Genomic DNA, 23,518 nt, shown 5'->3' on the forward strand with positions numbered 1-23,518 from the left:
GGTGGTCCTCACTTCACGGTGTCTCATTTGGTGGTCCAGGCTGGGTACTCGGTCGGGGTGGTCTGGATGCCGATCCACTGCCGGTGGGTGTAACCGGCCAGCTGGCCTTCGCCGCCGTGGCGGGCGTAGCCGTCGTTCACATGGACCTCGTTGCTCTTCACCTGTTGCGCGAAGGCAAGTCCGCGCATGGTGTCCTTGGTGAAGACGGAGTTCATGAGTGTGCGGTGGCGGTTCACCAGGTCGAGCGCCTCCGCCTCGGAATCGACGACGGTGATCGGCATCACCGGGCCGAAGATCTCCTCGGTGAACACAGGCATGTCCGGCGTCACATCTGTCAACACCGCCGGCTGGTAGAACAGGCCGTCGTACGTGCCGCCTGTCGCCAGCTTGGCGCCGGCCGCGAGCGACGGCTCGACGAGACCCTCGTGAAAGCGTTTCAGCTGGGTCTCCGTGATGATCGGGCCGAGGTCGACGTCATCCCGCAGCGGGTCACCGACGCGCAGTTTGGCCACCCGGTCGACGACGGCGGCCGTGAACTCGTCGGCGACCGAGCGCAGCACGATGTGCCGGCCCGCGGTGATGCAGGTCTGGCCCTGGTACCAGAGCGAGGTCCACAGCGCGCAGCTCGCCGCCTGGTCGAGGTCCGCGTCATCCAGTACGACGAACGCGTTGTCGCCGCCGAGCTCAGTGGCCGCGGCGCGGAAATTCTTCCCCGCGTACGCCGAGATCTGCTGGCCGACCTCGAACGAGCCGGTGAAGTGGATGAGATCCAGATCGGGATGCTCAGAGAGCGTTCTCCCGGTTTCCGGACCGTCTCCCGGGACCACGTTGAACACACCCGCCGGCACCCCGGCCGCCTTGGCCGCCTCGGCCAGCACCTGACCGCCCGCGATCGGGGTCAGCTCGGCCGGCTTCAGTACGACGGCGTTCCCGTAGGCGAGGCCGGGCGCGAGCGCACGCATCGCCAGGCTCATCGGGTAGTTCCACGGCACGATCAGCCCGATCACGCCGAGCGGGACCGTCCGGGAGAGCGATATCTTGCCGTTCTTGTACGGCGGGAGGATCGCGCCGGCGTTCTCGGTCAGCTGGGTGGCCGAGTTCAGCAACTGGTTGACCGACTGCCCGAGCTCCTCCTCGGCCTTCTCCCGGGTACCGCCGGTCTCGCGGATGATCAGCGTGAGCAGTTCGTCCCGCCGGTTCTCCAGCTCACGGGCGAACGCCCGGAGGATCTCGCACTTGGTGTTCGCGTCCACCTCGGCCCAGCCCGGCTGAGCCCGGCGGGCACTACGGACGGCCCGGTCCACCTGTTCGGCCGAGGCACTGCCGTACCGGGCGAACGCCGTACCGGCCGCCTTGTCCAGGACCGGTGACCAGTCCGACGCGGGCCGTTCGGCCCAGCCGTCGATCCACACCTGTGCTTCGTACTCCTGCATCCGCCTCACCCTTCACTTCTTCGGGAATGACACAGCCATGGGAATGCGCTTTCCTCGCAGGATTGCGCATTCCGGATGAGCGGTCAAGGGTGAATCTCGAGAAGTTTTCCGGGACCTGTCGAAGCGCGGCCAGTGGCTTCGTAGCCAGGGTGAGGGAACGGCAACGGGCCGATCCCGACCGAACACCGGAGGTCACCATGACCAGCACCGCCCCCACCACGACGCTCGCCCGGTACCTCGGCCAGAAGCTGCTCGAGCCGCTGCACCTGGTCACCTACATGTGCGACGAGCCGAACGAGGCGATGGCGGAGATCGGCTTCAACGACGGTCAGTACTGGCCGCTGTACTTCGCCGGTCGGGCCGCGCCGCTGGGTCAGGTGCCGGCCGCCGTCGTCGACGCGATCTTCTACAACTTCGCTCCGGGCATGGCCGAAGAGTTCTACACCGGCGTCTGGGACATCACGACCCCTTCAGCAGCCCTTGCGGCTCGCGAGGCCGGGAGCGTCGCGGGACTCCGCCGCGTCCTCGGCCCGCTCGCCGACAGCCCGGCAATCGCCCGCGCCGCCGACCTCGCCCTCCGACTCGCGCTGAACGCACCGAGCGAGGGTCGCCCCCTGTACGCCGGTCTGCGGACCATCGCCGTACCGACCGAACCGCTCGCCCGTCTCTGGCACGCCGCCACCCTGCTGCGCGAGCACCGCGGTGACGGTCACAACGCCGCACTGGTTGCCGCCGGCATCAACGGGCAGGAGGCGCACGTCTTCGCCGCGCTGGACACCGGCATGACGCCGCGCGCCTACGGTCGGCTTGACCCGCTGTCGGACGCTGAGCTGGAGGCCGTCGTCGACGGGCTGCGCGACCGCGGCCTGGTCGACGCTGCTGGTGAGTTCACAGCTGCCGGTCGGGCACTGAAGGACCGGATCGAGGAGCAGACCGACCTCGCCGCAGCCCCGGCGTACAAGAGCCTGACGGCCGACGAGCTCACCCAGTTCACCGCCGACCTCGAGCCGCTCGCGGCCCACATCGAGGCAGTCGGCTACGACTACCGCGTCGCGTAGAACGTGACGGCCGCCGAGCTGGCGACGTTGAGGGAGTCGACGCCGCCAGCCATCGGGATCTTCACGGTGAGGTCGGCCTGCTCAAGCACATGTGGCTTCAGCCCATGGCCCTCGGTCCCGAAGATCAGCGCCAGCTTCTCGTCGTGGCGGGCCGCCAATTCGTCCAGCGTGATCGACTCGTCGGTGAGCGCCAACGCGGCCGACACGAACCCTTGCTCCCGCAGTACGGCGAGCGCTCCCGGCCACTCCTCCAGCCGGGTCCACGGCACCTGGAACACGGTCCCCATGGACACCTTGATCGACCGTCGGTAGAGCGGATCCGCACAGGTCGGTGTCACCAGCACCAGGTCCACGCCCATCGCCGCAGCCGCCCGGAACCCCGCTCCGACATTCGTGTGATCAACAATGTCGTCGAAGATCGCAATCCGCCGTACCGCCGGAGTGAGCAACTCGGCGAGCGGTCGAGCCGCAGTACGTCGGTACGACGCCAGCGCGCCTCGGTGCACGTGGAACCCGGTGACCTGCTCAGCCAACTCCTCGGACACGACGTAGACCGGAGTCTCCGGCCACTTGGCCAGCACGTCCTCGAGCGAGTCCAGCCACCGCGGCGCCAGCAGGAACGACCGCGGTTCGAACCCGCCGTCGGCCGCCCGCCGGATGACTTTGTCGCCCTCGGCAATGAACAGCCCGTGCTCCTCCTCCAGCAACCGCCGAAGGCTCACCTCCCGCAACTGCACATAATCCGCCAACCGCGGATCCCCCGCCTCGCTCACCTCCACCAACCGGCTCACCGCCCCGCTCCCCTCCCCCGGCAATTTGAACGGATATCCCCGCAAGTTGACGGTTCTCCCCCCAAAATTCGAGGGGAGAACCGTGCATTTGAGGGGATATCCCCTGAAATGGTCACGGGGCGGACGGGGCGGACGCCAGGCGGGTTGGCCCCGGGGGCGAGGCGGTTAGCGCCGGGCGGGTTGGCCCCCGGATCGGCGAGGTGGTGCGCGCCGGGAGGGGCGGGGAGGGCGGGGCGAGCGCCGAGCGGGTCGGTCACTGCGGGGTGTCCTCAGGGCGGGCGGTTGCGGCGACGTCCACTACGTTGCCGATGACAACGATTGCGGGGGCGCCGACGCCTTCGGCGCGGATGGCTTCGGCGATGGTGGCGAGGGTGGCGGTGACGCGGTGCTGGCTGGGGAGGGTGCCGTCGGCGATGGCAGCGGCGGGGGTGTCGGCCGGGCGACCCGAGGCGATCAGGCGTTCGGTGATGGCGGGGAGGTTCTCGACCGCCATCAGCAGGACGAGGGTGCCGGAGAGCTGCGCCAGCGCGTCCCAGTTGACCAGTGAGTCCGGATGCGACGGCGGGATGTGACCGGACACGACCGTGAACTCATGCGTGACACCGCGATGCGTGACGGGGATCCCGGCCACCGCAGGTACCGAGATCGAGCTGGTGATCCCCGGTACGACGGTCCACGGGACACCGGCCTCGGCACAAGCCAGCGCCTCCTCGAAGCCCCGGCCGAAGACATAAGGGTCACCACCCTTCAGCCGTACGACGACCTTCCCGGCGCGACCGCCTTCGACCAGGATCCGGTTGATCTCCTCCTGCTGAGCAGATCGACCGCGCGGCAGCTTGGCCGCGTCGAACAGCTCGACATCCGGCGACAGCTCATCCAGCAACTGTTGCGGCGCGAGCCGGTCGGCGACGACCACGTCAGCCTCGGCCAGCAACCGCCGTCCGCGCACAGTGATCAGATCCGGATCGCCCGGTCCCCCACCCACCAGGTACACGCCCGGCCGCTTGCCGGCGGCGTCCCGAGCGCCGAGCTCACCAGTGCGCAGCCCCTCAAGGATCGCGTCGCGAACTGCGGCCGAGCGGCGGTGATCGCCACCACCCAGTACGCCGATGGTGACGTTGTCGTGCTGACCGGATGCCGGTGTCCACGCGGTCGCCCGGGAACGGTCGTCGGAACGGACGCAGAAGATCCGGCGTTCCTCGGCCTCGCGGGACACCTCGTCGTTCACCACCGGGTCGTCGGTCGCAACAACGACGTACCAGGCGTTTTCGAGGTCGCCGGCCGCGTAGCCGCGCTCGACCCAGCGCAGGGACGAGTTGGCGAGCAGACCTTCGATGGTCGGGGTGATCGAGGGTGAGATCAGGTCGACCTCCGCGCCGGACTCGAGCAGTCGTGGCAGCCGCCGCTGAGCGACGCCGCCACCGCCGACCACCACGACACGGCGCCCAGTCAGGACGAGGCCGGACAGGTATTGGTCGGTCACGAGTCGATCCCGGCGGACTCGAAGGTCGCCATCTCGCCGAGCGCACGGACCGCGCAGGCCAGGATCGGGTACGCGAGCACCGCGCCGGTGCCCTCACCCAGCCGCAGATCCAGATCAACCAGCGGAACCAACCCGAGCGTCTTCAGCGCGATCGCGTGTCCCGGCTCGGCCGAGCGGTGACCAGCCACGCAGTAATCGATCGCCGCAGGCTTCAGCGCCTGAGCGACGAGCGCAGCCGCCCCCGCGATCACCCCGTCGAGGATGACCGGCACGTGGTTGGCCGCGCCACCCAGGATGTAACCGGCCAGCGCCGCGTGCTCGAGACCACCAAAAGCCTGCAGCGCGCCAAGCCCGTCAGAAGCCGGTACGGCGTGCAGCGCCAGCGCCGACTCGACGATCGCAGTCTTGTGGGCCAGCGTCGCGTCGTCGATCCCGGTACCGCGGCCAGTCACCACCTCGGCGGTCGAACCAGTGAAGGTCGCGATCAGCGCGGCCGAGGCGGTCGTGTTCGCGATCCCCATGTCACCGGTCAGAAGGCAGCGGTAGCCGTCCTTCACCAACGTGTCAGCGAGGTCGAAGCCGACCGTGATCGCGGCGCACACCTCGTCGTACGTCAGGGCGGCCTCGACCGACAGATCCCGCGTACCGGGCCGGACCTTCGCGTGGACGACGTCGAGCTCGTCGATCGCCCCGGCCACGCCCACGTCGACGACCCGGACGTCGACCCGGTTGTTGGCCGCGAAGGCGTTCACCGCGGCACCACCGGCGACGAAGTTCGCCAGCATGCCGGCGGTCACCTCCTGCGGCCACGGCGATACTCCCTGCGCGTGGACGCCGTGATCTGCCGCGAACACCGTCACCACGGCCGGCGTCGGGACCGCGGGCGGGCAGACTCCCGTCATACCGGCGATCCGGATCGACAGGTCCTCCAGCACGCCCAGCGCACCCGGCGGCTTGGTGAGCTGGCCTTGACGCTCCGCAGCCGCCCGCATCGCCACCTCGTCCGCGGGCGCAATCCGCGCCAGGTACTCCTCCACCGCATGCCCTCCACTGTTCGGTGCCCACTCGTGCATCGATCTTCGCATCCCCGGGCGACTCCCCTCGGACGGCATGCGATCCGGTGGACAGTAATGTCGGATTCACCACACGTCGCAGATCGCGGAGGACCCCAGATGTCGCTCGATCGTCCCGTCACCCCGGACCCGTACAAGCTGCTCCCCGAAGTGGGCAGCTTCACTCTCACCAGCACCGATGTGACCGAGGGTGAACAGCTCCCCGACGCCCAGGTGTTTGCCGCGGGCAACACGTCGCCGCAGCTCAGCTGGTCCGGCTTCCCCGCCGAGACCAAGGGCTTCGTCGTCACCTGCTTCGACCCGGACGCGCCGATCGTGTCCGGCTTCTGGCACTGGGTCCTGGTCAACCTCCCCGCCGACGTCACCGAGTTGGAGACCGGCGCCGGTACGACGGAGCGCCTCCCGAACGGCGCGTTCCACGTCCGCAACGACTTCGGCACCAAGAACTTCGGTGGCGCCGCTCCCCCCGCGGGTGACCAGAACCACCGCTACTACTTCGTCGTCCACGCCATCGACGTCGAGGCCCTGGACGTCGACGACACCGCCACCCCGGCGGTCGTCAGCTTCAACCTCGCCTTCCACACGCTGGCCCGGGCGATCCTCACCCCGACGTACCAGACCGCGGAGTAAACGTCCGCTCGATCCACTCGACGCCCGCGTCCACCGTGGCGCGGGCCTCGAACAACCAACTGATCGCCGGCCCGACCTTGCCTTCGGTACCGGCTCCGGATTGCACCGCCTGATCAGCCAGTACGGCGACCTCGTGCGTGATCCCGTGCCCGTCGTACGGGAGTGAGCCGTAGAACGTGTCGAGCGTGCGGTAGTCCCGCCAGCCGGTGCTGATGGGCATCCGGTACTCGTGGAACCGTTTGCCCTCCACGTTGGCAATGGCTTCGGCGTGGTGGCACAGGGTGAGCGTCTTCAACGGCGCCCCGAGCAGCAGCACGCGCCCGCCCAGCTCAACCAGCCGCCCGAGCGAACCATCCGGCCCCCACGGATCCTCCGCCTGCGTGATCAACTCACCCGCCTGCGGTCCGAGCGCGGCGAAGCTCACCTCCGGGTGTGAGCTGCGCAAAGCCCCCGGCCACGTCCGCAGCCGCTCTGGCCACCGCCCGAAGTCCCGCCGCGCCGACGACACGGCCGGATCAAACGCCGGCATCTCCTCATAGGCCTGCCGCCAACTCTCCGGCCAGAGCTTCACGTGGTACGGGCTGTCGTCCCACCCACAGAACGCCAACAGCGTCCCCCCGGGTCCGACCACGTCCCGCAGCGCAAGCACAACGGTGTCGATCCCACCGACCACCCACCCGAGTGCCGACAACCGCACATGCACCATCAGCACATCCCCGGCGTTCACCCCCAGCCCCCGCACGCCCCGAGCGATCCCGCTCCGCGTCACCGGCCGAAACCGTGGATCCCCCAACATCGCCGCACTCGGAAACGCCATACCGGCAGTGTGTAGCCAAGGCCCCCAGCCAGTCGCCGCATTTTCCCGGTCCCGTCTGATGGGTCCACCCATCAGGTTGTGGGTTCCGGACTCGCATGCGGGTGCAAAACCCACAACCTCGTGGGGTGACCCATCAGATTGCGTTGGTGGGGGCGGCGGGGAGCCTGGTGGACTCCCCGCCGGAGCTCAGTCCTTGATGCCGGATTGGGTGACGCCTTGGATGAGGTAGCGCTGCAGGAAGGCGAAGATCAGCACCAAGGGGAGGATCGAGACGGCCACCGCCATGAACAGCTCGTGGATGTTGATGGTTTGGGCGGTGACGAAGGTGGACATCGCGACTTGGATGGTCCACGAACTGGAGTCCTGGCCGATCACCAACGGCCAGAGGAAGGAGTTCCAGTTGCCGATGAAGGTGATGGCGGCGATCGCGGCGAAGAACGGGAGCGAGTTCGGGACGACGATGCGCCAGAAGACGCCGAAATAGCCGGCACCGTCCACTCGGGCCGCCTCTTCGAGTTCCTTGGGAAAATTCAGAAAATACTGCCGGAACAGGAAGGCCGCGAATCCACTGAAGAGCGTGGGGATGATCAGGCCGCGCAGGGTGGAGACCCAGCCCAGCGACGAGACCACGATGAAGCTGGGGATGAAGGTGACCGCGCCGGGGATCATCAGGGTCGCGACGATCGCGTAGAAGATCTTGTCGGCGTGCCGGTACGGGATGCGGGCCAGGCCGTAGCCGGCCATCGAGGCGAGCAGGAGCTGGCCGCCGGTCCCGAGGATGCCGACGACGGCGGAGTTGTACATCGCCCGCGCCATCGGCACCTGGTTGTCGTGGAACAGTTCGCTGATGTTGCCCCACTGGATGTCCTTGGGGAACAGCTGCCAGTCCGGCGCGGTGATGTCGGCTTCCGTCGACAGCGCGTTGCGCAGGATCAGGTAGAACGGCAGTACGAACAGCACGACCGCGATCACCAGGGCGATCCAGCGCAGTACCAGCGCGATCGGGCTCCGCCGGAATCCGATCGGCTCGAGAGTTCCCGTCGTACGTTCCGCGGTGGCCATCAGTCACCAGCCTTTCCGAAGCCGAAGAGCCGGGTCTGCAGCAGGGTGACGATCATGATGATCACGGCCAGCAGGAGCGCACCGGCCGAACCGTGACCGAGGTCCTGGATCGACCCGAGCGAGATGCTGTAGAGGTACATCAGCGGCGGCCGCGCGAAGTTCTGCGTGCTGCCGAGCAGGTTGTAGAACTCGTCGAACGCCTGGTACGCCGCGATCAGGTTGAGCAGCAGCACCGACACCGACGTCGCCCGCAACTGCGGCAGCGTGATGTACCGGAACACCTGCCAGCCGGGCTTCGCGCCGTCCACGTACGCCGCTTCGTACAGCGACGGGTTGATCCGCTGCAGACCCGCGATGAACAGGATCATGTAGAACCCGAGCTGCAGCCACAGCCGCACCGTGATGATCGGGATCCAGTACCACGGCGGATCCAGCGTCGAGAGCCAGGCGATGTTGTCGACCCCGAACCAGCCGAGCACGGTGTTGGCCAGGCCGAACCGGACACCGTTGAAGATCGACAGCTTCCAGATCAGCGACGCGACGACGTACGAGCAGGCCGTCGGCAGGAAGAACACCGACCGGAAGAACGCCTTGGCGATCCGCACCTGGTTGACCAGCAACGCCAGCGCCAGCGACATCACGAACGTCAGCGGCACGATGAAGATCGCGAAGATCGTGAACGTGCCCAGGCTGGACAGGAAGTTGTGGTCGGTCAGCATGTCGATGTAGTTCTGCAGACCGACGAACTTCGACGGGGTGACCGTGTTGTACGCCTCGAAGAAGCTGAGGACCAGGCTCCAGATGATCGGCAGGTAGCTGAAGATCAGCAGGCCGATCACGAACGGGCCGACGAACAACCAGAACGACAACGTCGTCCCGGCGATACCCTTCTGCCGCCGTCCCCGCCGCTTACCAGAGACGGCGGGTTCGGTACGACGGACCTCGGTCGTGCTGCGGCTCATCCGAACAGCCGCGACAGCTCGCCGTTGACCGTCTTCTCGGCCTTCGCGATCTCGGCGGCGGGATCGGCTCCCTTCCGGATCACGTTGTTGAGCAGGTCGGTGAAGGCCGTGGTCATCTTCGGGGTCCAGGACGGGTTGTCGGTGTGACCGTAGTCGGTGGTCAGCTTGACGGTCTCGGCCGCGACACCGCTCTGCAGCTTGGCGGCCTTCGCGGCCAGCGACTTCCGCGGCGGGATGTGGAAGCCGTAGTTCAGGCACCAGTCCTCCTGGTACTCGGCCTGATCGATCCACAGCCACTTCACGAACTTCTTCGCTGCGTCGACGTTCGCGCTCTTCGCGGAGACGAACTGCGTCCAGCCGCCGGAGTAGACGGCCGGCTTGCTCTGCGCGTCGAGGGCGGGGAAGGCGAAGACACCGAGGTCGTCGCCGAGCGCCTTCTGCATTCCCGGGACCGCCCACATGCCGATCCACTGCATGGCGACGAGGCCCTGGTTGATCGCGGTCGGGTCCCACCAGTCGGTCGGAGCGCCGAGCAGGACGGACTTGTCGGCGTACAGCTGGTGCAGCTTGCCGAAGGCCTGGGCCGCCCGGTCATTGGTGAAGCCCGGCTTGTGGTCGTCGGTCAGGTAGGTACCGCCGGACGACCAGAGGGCGGGACCGCCGAGCGCGTTGCCGCCGTCGTTGCCGACGAAGATGCCCTTCACCTTGTCGGTGGTGAGCTCCTTGGCCGCGGCGATCAGGTCGTCGACGGTCTCCGGCGGCTTGATGCCGGCCTTGTCGAGCATCGACTTGCGGTAGTAGATGACCTGCGGGTCGACGATCATCCGGATGCCGTAGACCTTGCCGTCGATCGTGTTGGTGGCCAGGTCGCCCTCGGAGAAGTCGCTCTTCACGTCGGCGATGATGTCGTCGAGCGGCACCACCTGGTTGCTCTTCACCATGCCGATGTTCAGCTGGCTCTCGAAGACGTCCGGACCGTTGCTCGACAGCAGCCCGGAAGCGAGCTTGCTGGCGTAGTCACCAGGGGTCCACTGGACGGCGACATTGGCGTCGGTATAGGCCTTCGCGTACTTCGCCGCGGCCTGCTGCGTGCCGGCCTCGCCGTACTGGTGGTACCACTGCGCCAGGTTGACCTTCGCACCACCACCGCTACCGCCACTGCTGGACGGTCTGCCGGTATTTCCTCCGCAGGCCGCGGTGAACGCGGCGAGTGCGGCCAGTCCGCCGGCCCGCTTGAGCAGATCCCGCCGGTTCAGACCGGCGTTCGGAACATGAGCAGGCATGACTTCCACCTTCCCTCAGAGCAGCGCCGCAGGGGTTAGGGCGCCAGGAGTTCCGAGTTACTTAACAGCGTTAAGCATCTCCGATTTCGCACACGGTACAACTAAAACGAACATCACAACAGCCTCCACCCGAGAAACCTAGTCGGGTGAATCGTTGAAGAAGTACAGGCACACTGACCCAAAAGCGCGCCCGGCGCAAGACCGGGCGCGCTGTTCTTTGTTCGATTGTGTGGAATGTTGCGCGGACGGTATCCAGCCGTGATCAGTTAAACGTTTTGCCGGCCTCGGCCATCCGGATCAACGACTCCGTTGGGGCGAAACGCGACCCGTACTTCGCGGCCAATTCCGTTGCTCTTTCAACAAACTCCGGTACGCCGTAGGAGTTGACCGCCTGGAGCGCACCACCGAGCAGCGGCGGGAAGCCGATGCCGAAGATCGACCCGATGTTCGCGTCGGCGACCGACCGCAGCACGCCCTCGTCGAGGCAGCGCACGGTCTCCAGCGACATGATGAACGTGAACCGGTCCTGGAGGTCGACCACGGTGGCGTCCGACGTACCGGTGAAGTGCTCGCGCAGTCCGGGCCAGAGCCGCTTCGGGCCATCAGCGGGGTAGTCGTAGAACCCCGCGCCGGCCGCCTTGCCGCGCCGGTCGAACTCGTTGACCATCCGATCGGTGACCGCCATCCCGGCGTGATCGTCAAAGGCACCTGCGCTGCCACCGGCGGCGCGGGCCGCGTCGCGGATCTTCTGCGGCAGCGTCAGCGTGACCTCGTCGATCATCGCCAGCGGCGGTGCCGGGAAGCCGGCCAGCGACGCGGCGCGCTCGATCATCACCGGGTCGACGCCCTCGCCGACCATCGCCGCGCCCTCCATCACCAGCGTGCCGAAGACGCGCGAGGTGAAGAAGCCACGGCTGTCGTTGACCACGATCGGCGTCTTCTTGATCTGCCGTACGACGTCGTACGCCTTCGCGAGGGTCCGGTCCGACGTCTTCTCCGCCACGATCAGCTCGACCGCCGGCATCCGGTCGACCGGCGAGAAGAAGTGCATGCCGACGAAGTCGTCCGGCCGGTCGATCCCGTCTGCGAGTGACGTGATCGGCAGGGTCGAGGTGTTCGAGCAGAGCAGCGCATCCGGCTCGATCACGCCCGCGATCTCGGCGAAGACCTTCTGCTTGAGCTCCTCGCTCTCGAAAACCGCCTCGATCACCAGGTCGGCACCGGCCAGGTCGTTCGGATCCGCGGTCGGCGTGATCCGGCCGAGGAACTCCTCAACCTGCTCCGGCGTCTTCCGCCCCTTCTGCACCTGCTTGGCGAGCAGCTTCTCCGAATACGCCTTGCCCTTCTCGGCCGCCTCCAGCGAGACGTCCTTGAGCACGACCTCCATCCCAGCCTTCGCGCACTCATAGGCGATCCCCGCGCCCATCATGCCCGCGCCCAGGACACCGACCTTCCGCGCCTTGTACGCCGGTACGCCGTCCGGCCGGGAGGCACCGGCGTTGATCGCCTGGAGGTCGAAGAAGAACGCCTTGATCATGTTCTTCGCGATCTGACCGGTCGCCAGCGAGACGAAGTACCGCGACTCGATCCGGGAGGCGGTCGCGAAGTCGACCTGCGCGCCCTCGATCGCGGCGCTCATGATCGCCCGCGGCGCCGGGTACGGCGCCCCCTTCAGCTGCTTGCGCAGGTTCGCCGGGAAGGCCGGCAGGAACGCGGCCAGCTTCGGCGAGGACGGCGTACCGCCGGGGATCTTGTACCCGTCGCGGTCCCAGGGCTGCTTGGCGTCCCCGTCGTACTCCTCGATCCACTGGTATGCCCTGCGCAGCAGTTCGTCGGCCCGCACGACCTCGTCGACGATGCCGACCGACTTGGCATGCGCGGGCTTCATCCGCTGTCCCTGCAGCAGCACCTTCATCAGCGCGTCCTGCAGCCCGAGCATCCGGACCGTCCGCGTCACGCCGCCACCGCCGGGCAGCAGTCCGAGCGTCACCTCCGGTACGCCGATCTCGATCCGGTTGTCATCGGCAACGATCCGGTGATGGGCGGCCAGCGCGATCTCCAGTCCGCCGCCGAGCGCCGTACCGTTGATCGCGGCAACAACCGGTACGCCGAGGGTTTCCAGCGCACGCAGTTGGCGCTTGATCTCCTCGACCATGTCGAAGACCTGCTGGGCGTGCTCGGGCTGGATCTGCGACAGCAGCTCAAGGTTGCCGCCGGCAAAGAACGTCGGCTTGCCGCTGGTGATGACGACGCCCTTCAACCGGTGCCGTTCCGCCTGCAGCTTCTCGATCCGCGCGGCCATCGACGCGACATACGCCTCGTTCATCGTGTTCGCCGAGGCGTCCCGGTCGTTCATCGTCAGCGTGACGACACCCTGGTCGAAGGTCCAGTCGATCATGCCGCAAGCCTCTCGATGATGGTCGCGACGCCCATCCCGCCGCCGACGCACAGGGTGGCCAGACCGTAGCGCAGCTCGCGCCGCTCCAGCTCGTCCAGCAGGGTTCCGATCTGCATCGCGCCGGTGGCCCCGAGCGGGTGCCCGAGCGCGATCGCGCCGCCGTTCACGTTCACCTTCTCGTGCGGGACGCCGAGGTCGTTCATGAAGTGCAGGACGGCCGCGGCGAACGCCTCGTTCATCTCGAACAGGTCGATGTCGGACGCCTCGAGCCCGGCCTTCGCCAGCGCCTTGCGGGCGGCGGGTGCGGGGCCGGTGAGCATGATCGTCGGATCCGCGCCACTCACGCCCACGGACACCACGCGACCGCGCGGCGCCTGACCGAGCGCCTCCCCCGCCTTCGCGCTGCCGACCGCCACCAGTGCGGCACCGTCCACGATGCCGGACGAGTTCCCAGCGTGGTGCACGTGCTCGATCCGCTCGACCTTCACGTACTCCTCCAGGGCCACCGCGTCGAACCCGCCGTGCTCCCCGATCGCGGCGAACGACGCCGGCAGCCCGGCCAGCGTTTCAACCGTCGTACCGGGCCGGACGAGCTCGTCGTGGTCGAGGATCTGCAGACCGTTGCGGTCGACCACCGGTACGACGGAACGCGCGAAGTACCCGTTGGCCCAAGCCTTCGCGGCCCGTGCGTGCGACTCGGCGGCGTACGCATCGACGTCAGTGCGCGAAAAGCCGTCCATGGTTGCGATCAGATCCGCGCTGATGCCCTGTGGGATGAAGCCGGTGGCGAGCGCGGTCTCCGGGTCCATCGCCCAGGCGCCGCCGTCCGAGCCCATCTTGACCCGGGACATCGACTCGACGCCGCCGGCCAGGATGAAGTCTTCCCAGCCGGAGCGGACCCGCTGCGCGGCCTGGTTGACCGCCTCCAGACCGGAGGCGCAGAAGCGGTTGAGCTGAACGCCGCCGGTCGTGTCCGGGTAGCCGGCCATCAGGACGGCGGTCCGGGCGATGTCCATCCCCTGGTCGCCGATCGGCGTCACCACGCCGAGCACGACGTCGTCGATCTCGGCGAGATCGAGCTGCGGGTTCCGGGTCCGGTACTCGTCCAGCAGACCGGTGATCAGCTGGATCGGTTTCACCTCGTGCAGGGCGCCGGTCGGCTTGCCCTTGCCCCGCGGCGTGCGGATCGCGTCGTACAGGAAGGCTTCACTCATGATGTTCCCGTCGGTCGAGTCGTCCCTCGCATTGTGACAGTGTTGGTGTCACGGTCGTCAAGGGGGCTCGTTTATGATCTCCGCCATGCCCACTGTGTCAACGACCGGCAAGCCGGAGGGCGCGGACGACGCCACGCTGACCGTCGACGAGCTGTCGGCCCGGGTCGGCATGACCGTGCGGACCCTGCGCTTCTATGCCGGGCGCGGCCTGATCCCGCCGCCGATCCGCCGCGGCCGGGTCGGGTACTACGGCGCCGAGCACATCGCCCGGCTCGACCTGGTCCGGGAGCTGCAGGCGCACGGCTTCACGCTGTCTGCGATCGAGGGCTACCTGGAGCGGATCCCGGCCGATGCCACGCCTGAGGACATCGCACTGCACCGCACGCTGCTCACCCCCTGGATGCGCGACCTGCCGGAGACCCTCGATCGAGCAGCCCTGGTACGACGTACCGGCCGTGAACTGAGCGATGACGACATCGTTGCGCTGGTCGCGCTCGGCGTGGTCGAGCCGACCCCGGATGAAGACGTCTTCCACGTCGCGACCGCTCATCTCGGGCTTGGCGCCGAACTGCTCGACCTCGACCTTCCGGTCGACGCGGTGCTGGCGGTGACCCGGATCTTCTCCGAGCACGGCAAGGCGCTCGCCGAGGAGCTGACCGAGGTGTTCCGGACCATGGTCTGGCCGCACTACCGGGATTCGGGCGGCGCGCCGGAGCACATCCAGCAGCTGGTCGAGCGGTTCAAGCCCGTCACGATTCAGGGGCTCGTGATCGCCTACGAGCGTGCGGTCGGCGAGACGCAGCGCGAGACGATCCGCCGTACCCAGAGCAAACGGGCCAAACGGTAAAATTCGATAGGCCCGCAAAGGGTTTCGGCCGAATCTGTCGGAAGCGGCGGATAGCGTTCGCGCATGAAGTCGGTGAGCGTGGGTGACCTGAGTCCGGCCGAGGTCAAGAGAGCGGTCGGCGCGACGACCTACTCCAAAGGGCTCGACTACGCCCGCAACAGAGCGGTCCGGTCGATGTGGTGGGACCCCGAGGCGAAGGTGCTGCACGGCCGGGTGCGTGGACGCTTGGAAGAGTTCTACGAGACGATGGTCCAGCTCTCTTCTCCTGGCTATGGCCGAGCGGAGTACATCCAAGGTGAGTGCACCTGCCCGGTCATGTTCGACTGCAAACATGCCGCCGCATTGGTTCTGGAGGCGATCGCGTCCGCCGCCGTGGCACCGGCCGCATCCCAGCCGGCTTTGCCGAGTTTCCAACCGACGACTTCACGGCCACCCGCTCGACCGGCGGTTGTACGAGCACCCACCTGGGAGACTTCGCTCGGTCTGATACTTGGCACACAGGGCACTGCGACCGACCGCCCCCACGCAGCGCCGCTCGCGATCGAGCTGACCTTGTCCACGGCACCTTCGCCGTACCCTGGGCAGTGGTCGGCACCGGAACGGCCCCGGCTGATGGCACGCGTGATGAAGGCAGGCCGGACCGGCTGGGTGCGGGGAAACCTGAGCTGGGGCAGGCTGAGCAACCCCTACGGCGAGCTGGTCGCCGCGCACGTGCAAGTACTCAAGGAGCTCTACGCCTCCTACAACTCGCGCAGAGAAGACTTCAGCCACTACAACGACGACAAGCTCATCACACTGTCCGACTTCAACAGCCGGCAGCTCTGGACGCTCCTGGACCAAGCCCTCTCCGTCGGTGTGCGGTTGGTCCACGGCAAGAAACGCCAGGGAGACCTCGATCCGTACGACGAGGCCGAGTTCAGCCTGGACGTCACGCAGGACGCCTCGGACGACTCACTGGTGGTTCGACCGGTCATTCGGGTCACCTCTGATGGAGACGGTCCGGCGCGGAACCTGGTGCCCATCGGATTCATCGGCGCCGCGGGGCACGGACTGATCTGGGCAGACCAGCCGCAGCAGGCAGCCGATCCGGCCGAGGTACGGTTCCGGCTGGCAAGGCTTTCTCCGTCGGTACCGCAAGGGCTCCAGCAAGTCGTGCTGGCCGGCCAAGAGGTGCGGATCCCTCCGGCCGAGAACGCCCGCTTCCGCGCGGAGTACTACCCGCAGCTTCGGCGAGTGGCATCCGTCGGCTCGTCGGACGGGTCCTTCTCGCCCCCGGCGATCTCCGGCCCGCAGCTGAGCCTGCAGGCCGGCTACGGCGACGGCCATGTGCTGGATCTCAGCTGGAGCTGGCTCTACCAGATCGACGACGCGCAAGTCCGCCTGCCGCTGGGAGCAGGCCCGTCGGAAAGCGACCTCTACCGTGATTCGGCCAAGGAACTCGAGATCCTGACCGATCTCGATCTGCCGGAGGATCTGCACCCCGACTCCACCCTCCGCGGGCTCGAGACCTTGCGGTTCAGCACCGAGCTGCTTCCCCGCCTGGCCGTGCAGCCTGACGTGGATGTGGTGGTGAGCGGAACGCCGGTCGACTATCGCGAAGCAGGCGACTCGCTGGCCATCGGGGTCTCGACCTCGGCGCCGGCCGGTGAGACGGACTGGTTCGACCTCGGGATCTCGATCACGGTCGAAGGAAGGAAGGTGCCCTTCGTCGACGTCTTCCGCGCCCTGACCACCGGGGAGGCCTACCTGCTCCTTCCCGACGGTGCCTACTTCAGCCTCGAGAAGCCGGAGCTCCAGACGCTGCGGACCTTGGTAGAGGAGGCAAAGGCCCTCCAGGACGCCCCCAGCGACGGCCTGAAGATCAGCCGGTACCAGGTCGGTCTGTGGGACGAGTTGGAAGCACTGGGCGTGGTCGGCCGCCAGGCAAAGGCCTGGAAACAGCAGTTGGCCGCACTGCGATCCATCGACTCGGCCGTCCACGCAGAGCTGCCCACCACGATCCAGGCCTCGCTGCGGCCCTACCAGGTCGACGGATTCCGCTGGCTGGCCTTCCTCTGGAAGTTCGGGCTCGGCGGCATTCTGGCCGACGACATGGGGCTCGGCAAAACGCTGCAGACACTGGCCTTGATCGCCCATGTCAAGGCGACCGAAGCCGCTCCTGCTCCGTTCCTGATCGTCGCCCCCACCAGCGTCGTGTCGAACTGGCCTTCCGAAGCGGCCCGGTTCGCACCCGGCCTGAAGGTCGTGTCGATCGCCGACACGCTGCGCCGCCGCGGCCAGACGCTCGACGAAGCGATCGGCGATGCCGACGTCGTGGTGACCTCGTACACGCTGCTCCGTCTCGATATCGACGCCTATGCCGATCGATCCTGGTCGGGGCTGATCCTGGACGAAGCGCAGTTCGCCAAGAACCACCAGTCCAAGCTCTACCAGGCCTGCCGACGCCTGCCGGCACCGTTCAAGCTGGCCATCACCGGAACCCCGATGGAGAACAACCTGATGGAGCTGTGGTCGCTGCTGTCGATCACGTCGCCGGGCCTCTTCCCCAGCCCGGCCCGCTTCGACGAGTACTACGCCCGTCCGATCGAGAAGCAGGGCAGTTCCGAGCGGCTGGCCCAGCTGCGCCGCCGGATCAAGCCGCTGGTCAAGCGCAGAACCAAGGAGCAGGTTGCAGCTGACCTGCCGGCCAAGCAGGAGCAGGTGATCGAGGTGGAGCTTCAGCCCCGGCACCGCAAGCTGTACCAGACACACCTGCAGCGCGAACGGCAGAAGGTCCTCGGCTTGGTCGGCGACCTCGACAAGAACCGATTCACCATCTTCCGGTCGCTCACCCTCCTGCGGCAGCTGAGCCTGCATGCGGGATTGATCGACGACGCCTACGGTGGACTGCCCAGCGCGAAGATCGAGGCCTTGCTGGAGCAGCTTCCCGACATCATCGGCAGTGGGCACCGGGCAGTGATCTTCAGTCAGTTCACCGGATTCCTGAATCTGGTCCGGCAGCGACTGGACGCCGACGGAGTGGACTACTGCTATCTCGACGGCAGCACCCGCAATCGGCCGGCCGTGCTGAAGAAGTTCAAGGACGGCGACGCGCCGCTGTTCCTGATCAGCCTCAAGGCGGGTGGTGTCGGCCTGAACCTGACCGAAGCCGACTACTGCTTCCTGCTCGACCCTTGGTGGAACCCGGCCACCGAGGCGCAGGCCGTGGACCGGATCCACCGGATCGGTCAGCACCGAACCGTGATGGTCTATCGCTTGATCGCCAAGGACACCATCGAGCAGAAGGTGATGGAGCTGAAGGCGCGCAAGGCAGCCTTGTTCGCCAGCGTGATGGACGAGGGCAACGCGTTCGGCGCCGGCCTGAGTGCTGACGACATCCGGGGCCTGTTCAGCTGATCGGCGCCGGATGCTGCCGGCGACAACCGAAACGGCCGGCCGCGCGTCGTGGTTGGGTGAAGAAGATCCTGACCGCTGCAGCCGCCCTCCTGCTCTCGGTGGTTTGGTTGCCCACAGCAACCGCATCCACCACGCACCGGGTCGGCATCGCCACCTATTCCCTGGGAGACTCGGTGTTCGAGCTCCCACCATCGGCCGACGGGACGCCCGCGAAGGGCGAGCTCACCGCCGTCGTGCACTACCCGAAAGACCTCGCAGGGCACCGCTATCCCGTCGTACTGATCTCGCATGGTCTGTGGATCAGTTGTGCGGACAAGCAGGCCTGGAAGGACCAGGACTACGAGAAGCTGGACGCCTGGCCGTGCGCGAAAGGCACGCCGGAGATCCCGAACTACCGCGGCTACGACTACCTCGGTACGACGCTCGCCGCGCAAGGCATGATCGTGATCTCGATCAGCGCGAACGGTTCCAAGGCCCGGATGGGCCAGGAGCAGGACGAGGCCCGCGCTGCCCTGATCAACCAGCACCTGAAGATGTGGCAGCAACTGTCGACGGCCGGCGGCGGACCGCTGGCCGGCAAGTTGCCGGTGAACTTCAAGGGCCATGCCGATCTGACGAACGTCGGTCTGATGGGCCACTCGCGCGGTGGCCGCGGCACGCTGTTCGAGGCCGCCGACCTCCACCAGAAGGACTGGCCGGCCGGCGTCCGGATCAAGGCGGTCATCCCCCTCGCCGCCGCCGAGCCGTACTCCCCCGACGACGACCCGAACAACCCCGAGCTCGACGGCTACCGGATCACGAACATTCCGGTCGGGGCCTTCGTCGGTACCTGTGACGGCGCGGTCCGCGGCAACGTCTACGACTACCTGCAGGCCAACAACAAGCAGCCGCTCTACGAGTGGACTGTGCGCGGCGCCAACCACGACTTCTTCAACACCCAGTGGTCACCGTCGAGCGGCCAGGTCGGCGCGTACGACGACGCACCCGCGGACTGCAAGGACCAGCGGATGAGCGAACCGCAGCAGCGGTCGGTCGCGACGGCGTACACGTCGGCGTTCTTCCGGCGCTACCTGCTGAACGACCGCAGCGGCATGCCATTGCTCACCGGTGCCGTGCGGCCGTTCGCGGTCAATGTGAAGGTGGATCAGGGCGTGGGGAGCCTCAGGTAGGTCAGGCCACGGAGGTCGACGTACGTCTCGGTCGGGGTGGTGACCACGCGCAGCAGCACGTGGTCACAACCCGGGCAGCGGGCGACCATGCCAGGCGCGTTGAGGTAGAGGCGAGTGTCCGCGAAGACACCGGTCTGGCCGCAGCCGTCGCAGCGGGTGATCGCGGCGGTGACGTCGACTGCGAACACCTCGCTCAGCGCGCCGGCGGCGGCATTGCCGTCCAGATAGTCAGTCATTGCTAACCCCCTGTTGGACCGAAGCGCTCGGTGCGGATCCGGGCGGGATCGTGGCCGGCGGCAACGAGTAGGTCGGCCACGGTCTCCACGAACGGCGTCGGGCCGCAGACGTACGTCGTCGGTTCGTCGGCCGGGGTGAAGGTGAGCCGGTCGATGACGTCGGCGTCGATGCGGCCGACCCGCGTCTCCCCCGGAGGAGCTTCGCGGGTATAGACGAGACTGACGTGGACGTTGTCGGCTGCGGCGAGCTGCTTCAGGTCGTCCACGTAGATCACGGACGTCGGTCGACGGACGGAGTACAGCAGCCGGACTGGCGTCGTACTCGAGGTGTGGGCCTGCAGCATTGCCCGCAGCGGTACGACGCCGGAGCCGCCGCCTATCAACTGGACCGGCTCTTCCTGCTCGGGCTTCCAGACGAACCAGCCGCCGACCGGGCCGCGCAGCTCGAGCGGGTCGCCGGGCTTCAAGACCTCGACCAGGTACGGCGAGACTTCGCCGTCCGGCACCTGCTCGACCGTCAGCTCAATCGTCGGACCGGTCCCGGTCCAAGCTGACGCGATCGAATACGACCGGGAGGCGCGGTAGCCGTCTTCCGCGGTCAGCCGGACATCGAGATGCTGCCCGGCGAGGTGACCGGGCCAGTCCGGAACGTCGAGCACGATCGTGCTGGCCGTCGCTGTCTCCCGCCGTACCTCGGCGACGGTGGCGACCTGCCAGCTCAGTCGCCGGCGTACCGCTGTTCTTTCCATGGGTCTCCGTACTCGTGGTAGCCGGCCGTCTCCCAGAAACCGAGGTCTTCACTATCGGAGAGCGTGAGACCGCGGACCCACTTCGCGCTCTTCCAGAAGTACAGGTGCGGCACCAGCAACCGCGCCGGCCCGCCGTGCTCGGGGTCGATCGGTTCGCCCTCGTACTCATAGGCGATCCAGGCCTGACCGTCCAGCAGGTCGTCCAACGGCAGGTTGGTCGTGTAGCCGCCGTAGCTGCTCACGAGCGCGAAGTCCGCGCCGGTCTCGACATCCGCCAGCAGCGTGTCGAGCGAGACGCCCTGCCACTCGGTCTGCAGCTTCGACCACCGCGTCACGCAGTGGATGTCCTTCGTGATCTCGTCGGACGGCAGTGCGAGCAGCGCGGCCCAGTCCCACTTGTGCTTCTCACCGGTCTCCGTGGTCACGGTGAATTCCCAGTGCTCGGTCCGCACCTGCGGTGTCGGCCCCGCCGACAGCACCGGAAAATCATGCGTCAGGTACTGCCCCGGCGGAAGGTCCGTCCCAGTGCGATGACGACCGGTGAACCCCGGCGAAACAATCCCCATGGCCGACCTCCCTCAGGCATTACCTGAGGGCAGTCAACCATCCGGACCTCTCAGATGCCCATCGTTCTGCCGATGATTTCTTTCATGATTTCGGTGGTGCCGCCGTAGATCGTCTGGACGCGGGTGTCGAGGTAGGCCTTGGCGATCGGGTACTCGGTCATGAACCCGTAGCCGCCGTACAGCTGCAGGCAGCGGTCGACGACCTTCTTCTGGAGTTCGGTGGTCCACCACTTGGCCATCGCGGCCTCGGCGACGGTGAGGGTGCCGGCGTTGAGTTCGGTGATGCACCGGTCGACGAAGACGCGGGCGATCTGGATCTCGGTGGCGAGTTCGGCGAGCACGAAGCGGCTGTTCTGGAACGAGCCGATCGGGCGGCCGAACGCGGTCCGTTCCTTGACGTAGCGCAGGGTTTCGTCGAGGACGTTCTCGCAGGCGGCGACGGCGATCACGGCGATGGCGAGGCGCTCCTGGGGGAGCTTCTGCATCAGATAGACGAAGCCCTTGCCCTCTTCGCCGAGGAGGTTGGTGGCGGGGACACGGACGTTGTCGAAGAAGAGTTCGGCCGTGTCTTGGGCCTTGAGGCCGATCTTGTCGAGGTTGCGGCCGCGTTCGAAGCCTTCCATTCCACGCTCGACGACGATCAGCGAGATGCCCTGGGCGCCGGCGTCCGGGTGGGTCTTGGCGACCACGATCACCAGGTCGGACAGGATGCCGTTGGAGATGAACGTCTTCTGGCCGTTCAGTTCGTAGTGGTCGCCGTCGCGGCGGGCAGTGGTCTGGATGGCCTGCAGGTCGCTGCCCGCGCCGGGCTCGCTCATCGCGATGGCGGTGATCGTCTCGCCGGAGCAGAATCCGGGCAGCCAGCGAGCCTTCTGTTCGTCGTTCGCATAGTCGAGCAGGTACGCCGAGACGATGTCGGTGTGCAGCGAGAATCCGACCCCACTGGCGTGTGCCCGGGCCGCCTCCTCGAGGAGCACCGCGTTGAACCGGAAGTCGCGCACCCCACCGCCGCCGTACTCCTCCGGAACCATGAACCCGAGCAGCCCGGTCTGACCGGCCGTGGTCCAGAGTTCCCGCGGCACGATGCCGGCCTCTTCCCAGGCAGCGTGATGCGGGACGATCTCCTTGTCACAGAAGGCCCGGACGGTCTCCCGGAAGGCGTCGTGATCGGCGTCGAAGAGCTGACGTTCCACAGGCGGTGTCCTTTCAGATCAGATCTGACAGCGCTTAATTCTGATGGGCGGCGCCGGCCTCGAGCAGACCGTCGATGTCGGTGATGCCCCAGTCAGCCAAGGCTTCTCGGGTGTGCTGACCGGCTTTAGCCGGCGGCCGGTCGAGGGAGGTCGGCGTACGGGAGAAACGTGGTGCGGGCGCGGCCTGGCGGACGCCGTCCTTGTCCACGAACGTGCCGCGGGCTTCGAGATGCGGATGGTCACCGGCGAGTGGCAGGACCGGGGCGACGCAGGCGTCGGATCCGTCGAAGAGCTCGGTCCACTCGGCCTGCGGCCGCTGCCGGAAGGTCTCGGCCAGCAGCTTGTGCAGCTCGGGCCAGTTCGCCTGGTCATAGCGATCCGGCGCCTCGATGCCGAGCTTGCTGATCAGCTCGGCATAGAACTGCGGCTCGATCGCGCCGACCGCCATGTGCAGGCCGTCGGCTGTCTCGTACACGTCGTAGAACGGTGCCCCGGTGTCGAGCAGATTCGTCCCGCGCTCCTGCTTCCACGCTCCGCCTGCCAGTGCACCCAGCAGCATGGTGGTCAGATGGGCGGAGCCGTCCACGATCGCGGCATCCACAACCTGGCCCTGACCGGTCCGCCGCGCGTTGTGCAGAGCAGCCAGTACGCCGACCACCAGGTAGAGCGATCCTCCCGCGAAGTCGCCGAGGATGTTCGCCGGGACCTGCGGCGGTCCCCCGGCTCGGCCGATCAGGTGCAGCGCACCCGACAACGCGAGGTAGTCGATGTCATGCCCGGCGGCCTGAGCCAGCGGTCCGTCCTGACCCCAGCCGGTCATCCGGCCGTAGACGAGCCGCGGGTTGATCGCCGCACAGTCCTCCGGACCGACGCCGAGCCGTTCAGCCACGCCCGGCCGGAACCCCTCGACCAGTACGTCGGCCTCCGCGACCAAACGCCGTACGACGTCGATCGCGGCCGGGTTCTTCAGGTCGAGCGCGACGTTGCGGCGACCGCGGTTGACGAGCTCCAGCTCGGGCGGTCCCATCGCTAGCCCGCCACCCGGCCGCTCGATCCGCAGCACCTCGGCACCGAGCTCGGCCAGCAGCATGCACGCGAACGGCGCCGGACCGATCCCGGCCAGCTCGACGACCTTCACGCCTTCCAGGGGTCCCATGC

Annotated in this window: 20 protein-coding genes; 5 read left to right on the forward strand and 15 right to left on the reverse strand. The window is 67.4% G+C overall.

The annotated features are described in order from the left end of the window. Positions 1-23: 23 nt before the first annotated feature. On the reverse strand, positions 24-1,433 hold the full coding sequence (locus ACFVWG_RS03815) for an aldehyde dehydrogenase family protein (RefSeq protein ID WP_391541595.1): 1,410 nt from the start codon (positions 1,431-1,433) through the stop codon (positions 24-26). A gap of 197 nt (positions 1,434-1,630) precedes the next feature. On the opposite strand from ACFVWG_RS03815, the gene ACFVWG_RS03820 reads away from it, so the two are divergent. Continuing rightward, positions 1,631-2,491 carry a MarR family transcriptional regulator gene (locus ACFVWG_RS03820; protein WP_391541596.1) on the forward strand — a complete coding sequence of 287 codons (861 nt, stop codon included), beginning with the start codon at positions 1,631-1,633 and terminating at the stop codon, positions 2,489-2,491. On the opposite strand, the gene ACFVWG_RS03825 is transcribed toward ACFVWG_RS03820, so the two are convergent. From ACFVWG_RS03825 to cobT, 3 genes are all read right to left on the reverse strand, one after another. Further along, entirely contained in the window at positions 2,476-3,282 is an 807-nt protein-coding gene (locus ACFVWG_RS03825; RefSeq protein ID WP_391541597.1) for a TrmH family RNA methyltransferase, read from the reverse strand. The genes ACFVWG_RS03820 and ACFVWG_RS03825 overlap by 16 nt on opposite strands. Before the next feature lie 253 nt (positions 3,283-3,535). Further along, positions 3,536-4,765, reverse strand: a complete 1,230-nt coding sequence (gene cobA / locus ACFVWG_RS03830; RefSeq protein WP_391541598.1) for a uroporphyrinogen-III C-methyltransferase — start codon at positions 4,763-4,765, stop codon at positions 3,536-3,538. Continuing rightward, positions 4,762-5,850, reverse strand: a complete 1,089-nt coding sequence (cobT, locus tag ACFVWG_RS03835) for a nicotinate-nucleotide--dimethylbenzimidazole phosphoribosyltransferase (protein ID WP_391541599.1) — start codon at positions 5,848-5,850, stop codon at positions 4,762-4,764. The genes cobA and cobT overlap by 4 nt, the downstream gene beginning before the upstream one ends. An 87-nt stretch (positions 5,851-5,937) precedes the next feature. Here cobT and ACFVWG_RS03840 point away from each other — a divergent pair, with 87 nt between their 5' ends. Then, complete coding sequence (locus ACFVWG_RS03840; protein ID WP_391541600.1) at positions 5,938-6,468, forward strand: YbhB/YbcL family Raf kinase inhibitor-like protein; 531 nt, start codon at positions 5,938-5,940, stop codon at positions 6,466-6,468. Here ACFVWG_RS03840 and aac(3) read toward each other — a convergent pair. The 6 genes from aac(3) to ACFVWG_RS03870 all read right to left on the reverse strand — a co-directional run bounded on the left by aac(3) (position 6,440) and on the right by ACFVWG_RS03870 (position 14,204). Continuing rightward, the gene (gene aac(3) / locus ACFVWG_RS03845; RefSeq protein ID WP_391542138.1) at positions 6,440-7,264 is read right to left on the reverse strand and encodes an aminoglycoside 3-N-acetyltransferase; all 825 of its coding nucleotides are present in this window, start codon (positions 7,262-7,264) and stop codon (positions 6,440-6,442) included. The genes ACFVWG_RS03840 and aac(3) overlap by 29 nt on opposite strands. 207 nt (positions 7,265-7,471) lie before the next feature. Continuing rightward, positions 7,472-8,347, reverse strand: coding sequence for a carbohydrate ABC transporter permease (locus ACFVWG_RS03850; RefSeq protein ID WP_391541601.1), 876 nt, complete (start codon positions 8,345-8,347; stop codon positions 7,472-7,474). Next, positions 8,347-9,309 (reverse strand): carbohydrate ABC transporter permease, encoded by a 963-nt coding sequence (locus tag ACFVWG_RS03855; protein ID WP_391541602.1) that lies wholly within the window; start codon positions 9,307-9,309, stop codon positions 8,347-8,349. The genes ACFVWG_RS03850 and ACFVWG_RS03855 overlap by 1 nt, the downstream gene beginning before the upstream one ends. Continuing rightward, complete coding sequence (locus ACFVWG_RS03860; RefSeq protein ID WP_391541603.1) at positions 9,306-10,592, reverse strand: ABC transporter substrate-binding protein; 1,287 nt, start codon at positions 10,590-10,592, stop codon at positions 9,306-9,308. The genes ACFVWG_RS03855 and ACFVWG_RS03860 overlap by 4 nt, the downstream gene beginning before the upstream one ends. Before the next feature lie 262 nt (positions 10,593-10,854). Beyond that, on the reverse strand, positions 10,855-12,990 hold the full coding sequence (locus ACFVWG_RS03865; RefSeq protein ID WP_391541604.1) for a 3-hydroxyacyl-CoA dehydrogenase NAD-binding domain-containing protein: 2,136 nt from the start codon (positions 12,988-12,990) through the stop codon (positions 10,855-10,857). Next, on the reverse strand, positions 12,987-14,204 hold the full coding sequence (locus ACFVWG_RS03870; protein ID WP_391541605.1) for an acetyl-CoA C-acetyltransferase: 1,218 nt from the start codon (positions 14,202-14,204) through the stop codon (positions 12,987-12,989). Before ACFVWG_RS03870 ends, ACFVWG_RS03865 begins: the two co-directional genes overlap by 4 nt. Before the next feature lie 85 nt (positions 14,205-14,289). On the opposite strand from ACFVWG_RS03870, the gene ACFVWG_RS03875 reads away from it, so the two are divergent. The 3 genes from ACFVWG_RS03875 to ACFVWG_RS03885 all read left to right on the forward strand — a co-directional run bounded on the left by ACFVWG_RS03875 (position 14,290) and on the right by ACFVWG_RS03885 (position 19,616). Next, positions 14,290-15,051 carry a MerR family transcriptional regulator gene (locus ACFVWG_RS03875; protein ID WP_391541606.1) on the forward strand — a complete coding sequence of 254 codons (762 nt, stop codon included), beginning with the start codon at positions 14,290-14,292 and terminating at the stop codon, positions 15,049-15,051. 63 nt (positions 15,052-15,114) lie between these two features. Then, entirely contained in the window at positions 15,115-18,447 is a 3,333-nt protein-coding gene (locus ACFVWG_RS03880) for an SNF2-related protein (RefSeq protein ID WP_391541607.1), read from the forward strand. Positions 18,448-18,503: 56 nt separating this feature from the next. Beyond that, positions 18,504-19,616 carry an alpha/beta hydrolase family protein gene (locus ACFVWG_RS03885; protein WP_391541608.1) on the forward strand — a complete coding sequence of 371 codons (1,113 nt, stop codon included), beginning with the start codon at positions 18,504-18,506 and terminating at the stop codon, positions 19,614-19,616. Here the strand turns inward: ACFVWG_RS03885 and ACFVWG_RS03890 are convergent. From ACFVWG_RS03890 to ACFVWG_RS03910, 5 genes are read right to left on the reverse strand one after another with little or no spacing between them, the layout of a single operon-like run. Next, positions 19,592-19,852: a DUF6510 family protein gene (locus ACFVWG_RS03890; protein WP_391541609.1), complete on the reverse strand. Its 261-nt coding sequence runs from the start codon at positions 19,850-19,852 to the stop codon at positions 19,592-19,594. The genes ACFVWG_RS03885 and ACFVWG_RS03890 overlap by 25 nt on opposite strands. A 2-nt stretch (positions 19,853-19,854) precedes the next feature. Beyond that, positions 19,855-20,601, reverse strand: a complete 747-nt coding sequence (locus ACFVWG_RS03895; RefSeq protein ID WP_391541610.1) for a ferredoxin reductase — start codon at positions 20,599-20,601, stop codon at positions 19,855-19,857. Further along, positions 20,571-21,167, reverse strand: coding sequence for a sulfite oxidase-like oxidoreductase (locus tag ACFVWG_RS03900; RefSeq protein ID WP_391541611.1), 597 nt, complete (start codon positions 21,165-21,167; stop codon positions 20,571-20,573). Before ACFVWG_RS03900 ends, ACFVWG_RS03895 begins: the two co-directional genes overlap by 31 nt. Positions 21,168-21,217: 50 nt before the next feature. Continuing rightward, entirely contained in the window at positions 21,218-22,360 is a 1,143-nt protein-coding gene (locus ACFVWG_RS03905; protein ID WP_391541612.1) for an acyl-CoA dehydrogenase family protein, read from the reverse strand. A gap of 34 nt (positions 22,361-22,394) precedes the next feature. Continuing rightward, on the reverse strand, positions 22,395-23,516 hold the full coding sequence (locus tag ACFVWG_RS03910) for a CaiB/BaiF CoA transferase family protein (RefSeq protein ID WP_391541613.1): 1,122 nt from the start codon (positions 23,514-23,516) through the stop codon (positions 22,395-22,397). Positions 23,517-23,518 lie beyond the last annotated feature (2 nt).

Source organism: Kribbella sp. NPDC058245 (genome assembly GCF_042882005.1).
Taxonomy (GTDB): Bacteria; Actinomycetota; Actinomycetes; order Propionibacteriales; family Kribbellaceae; genus Kribbella.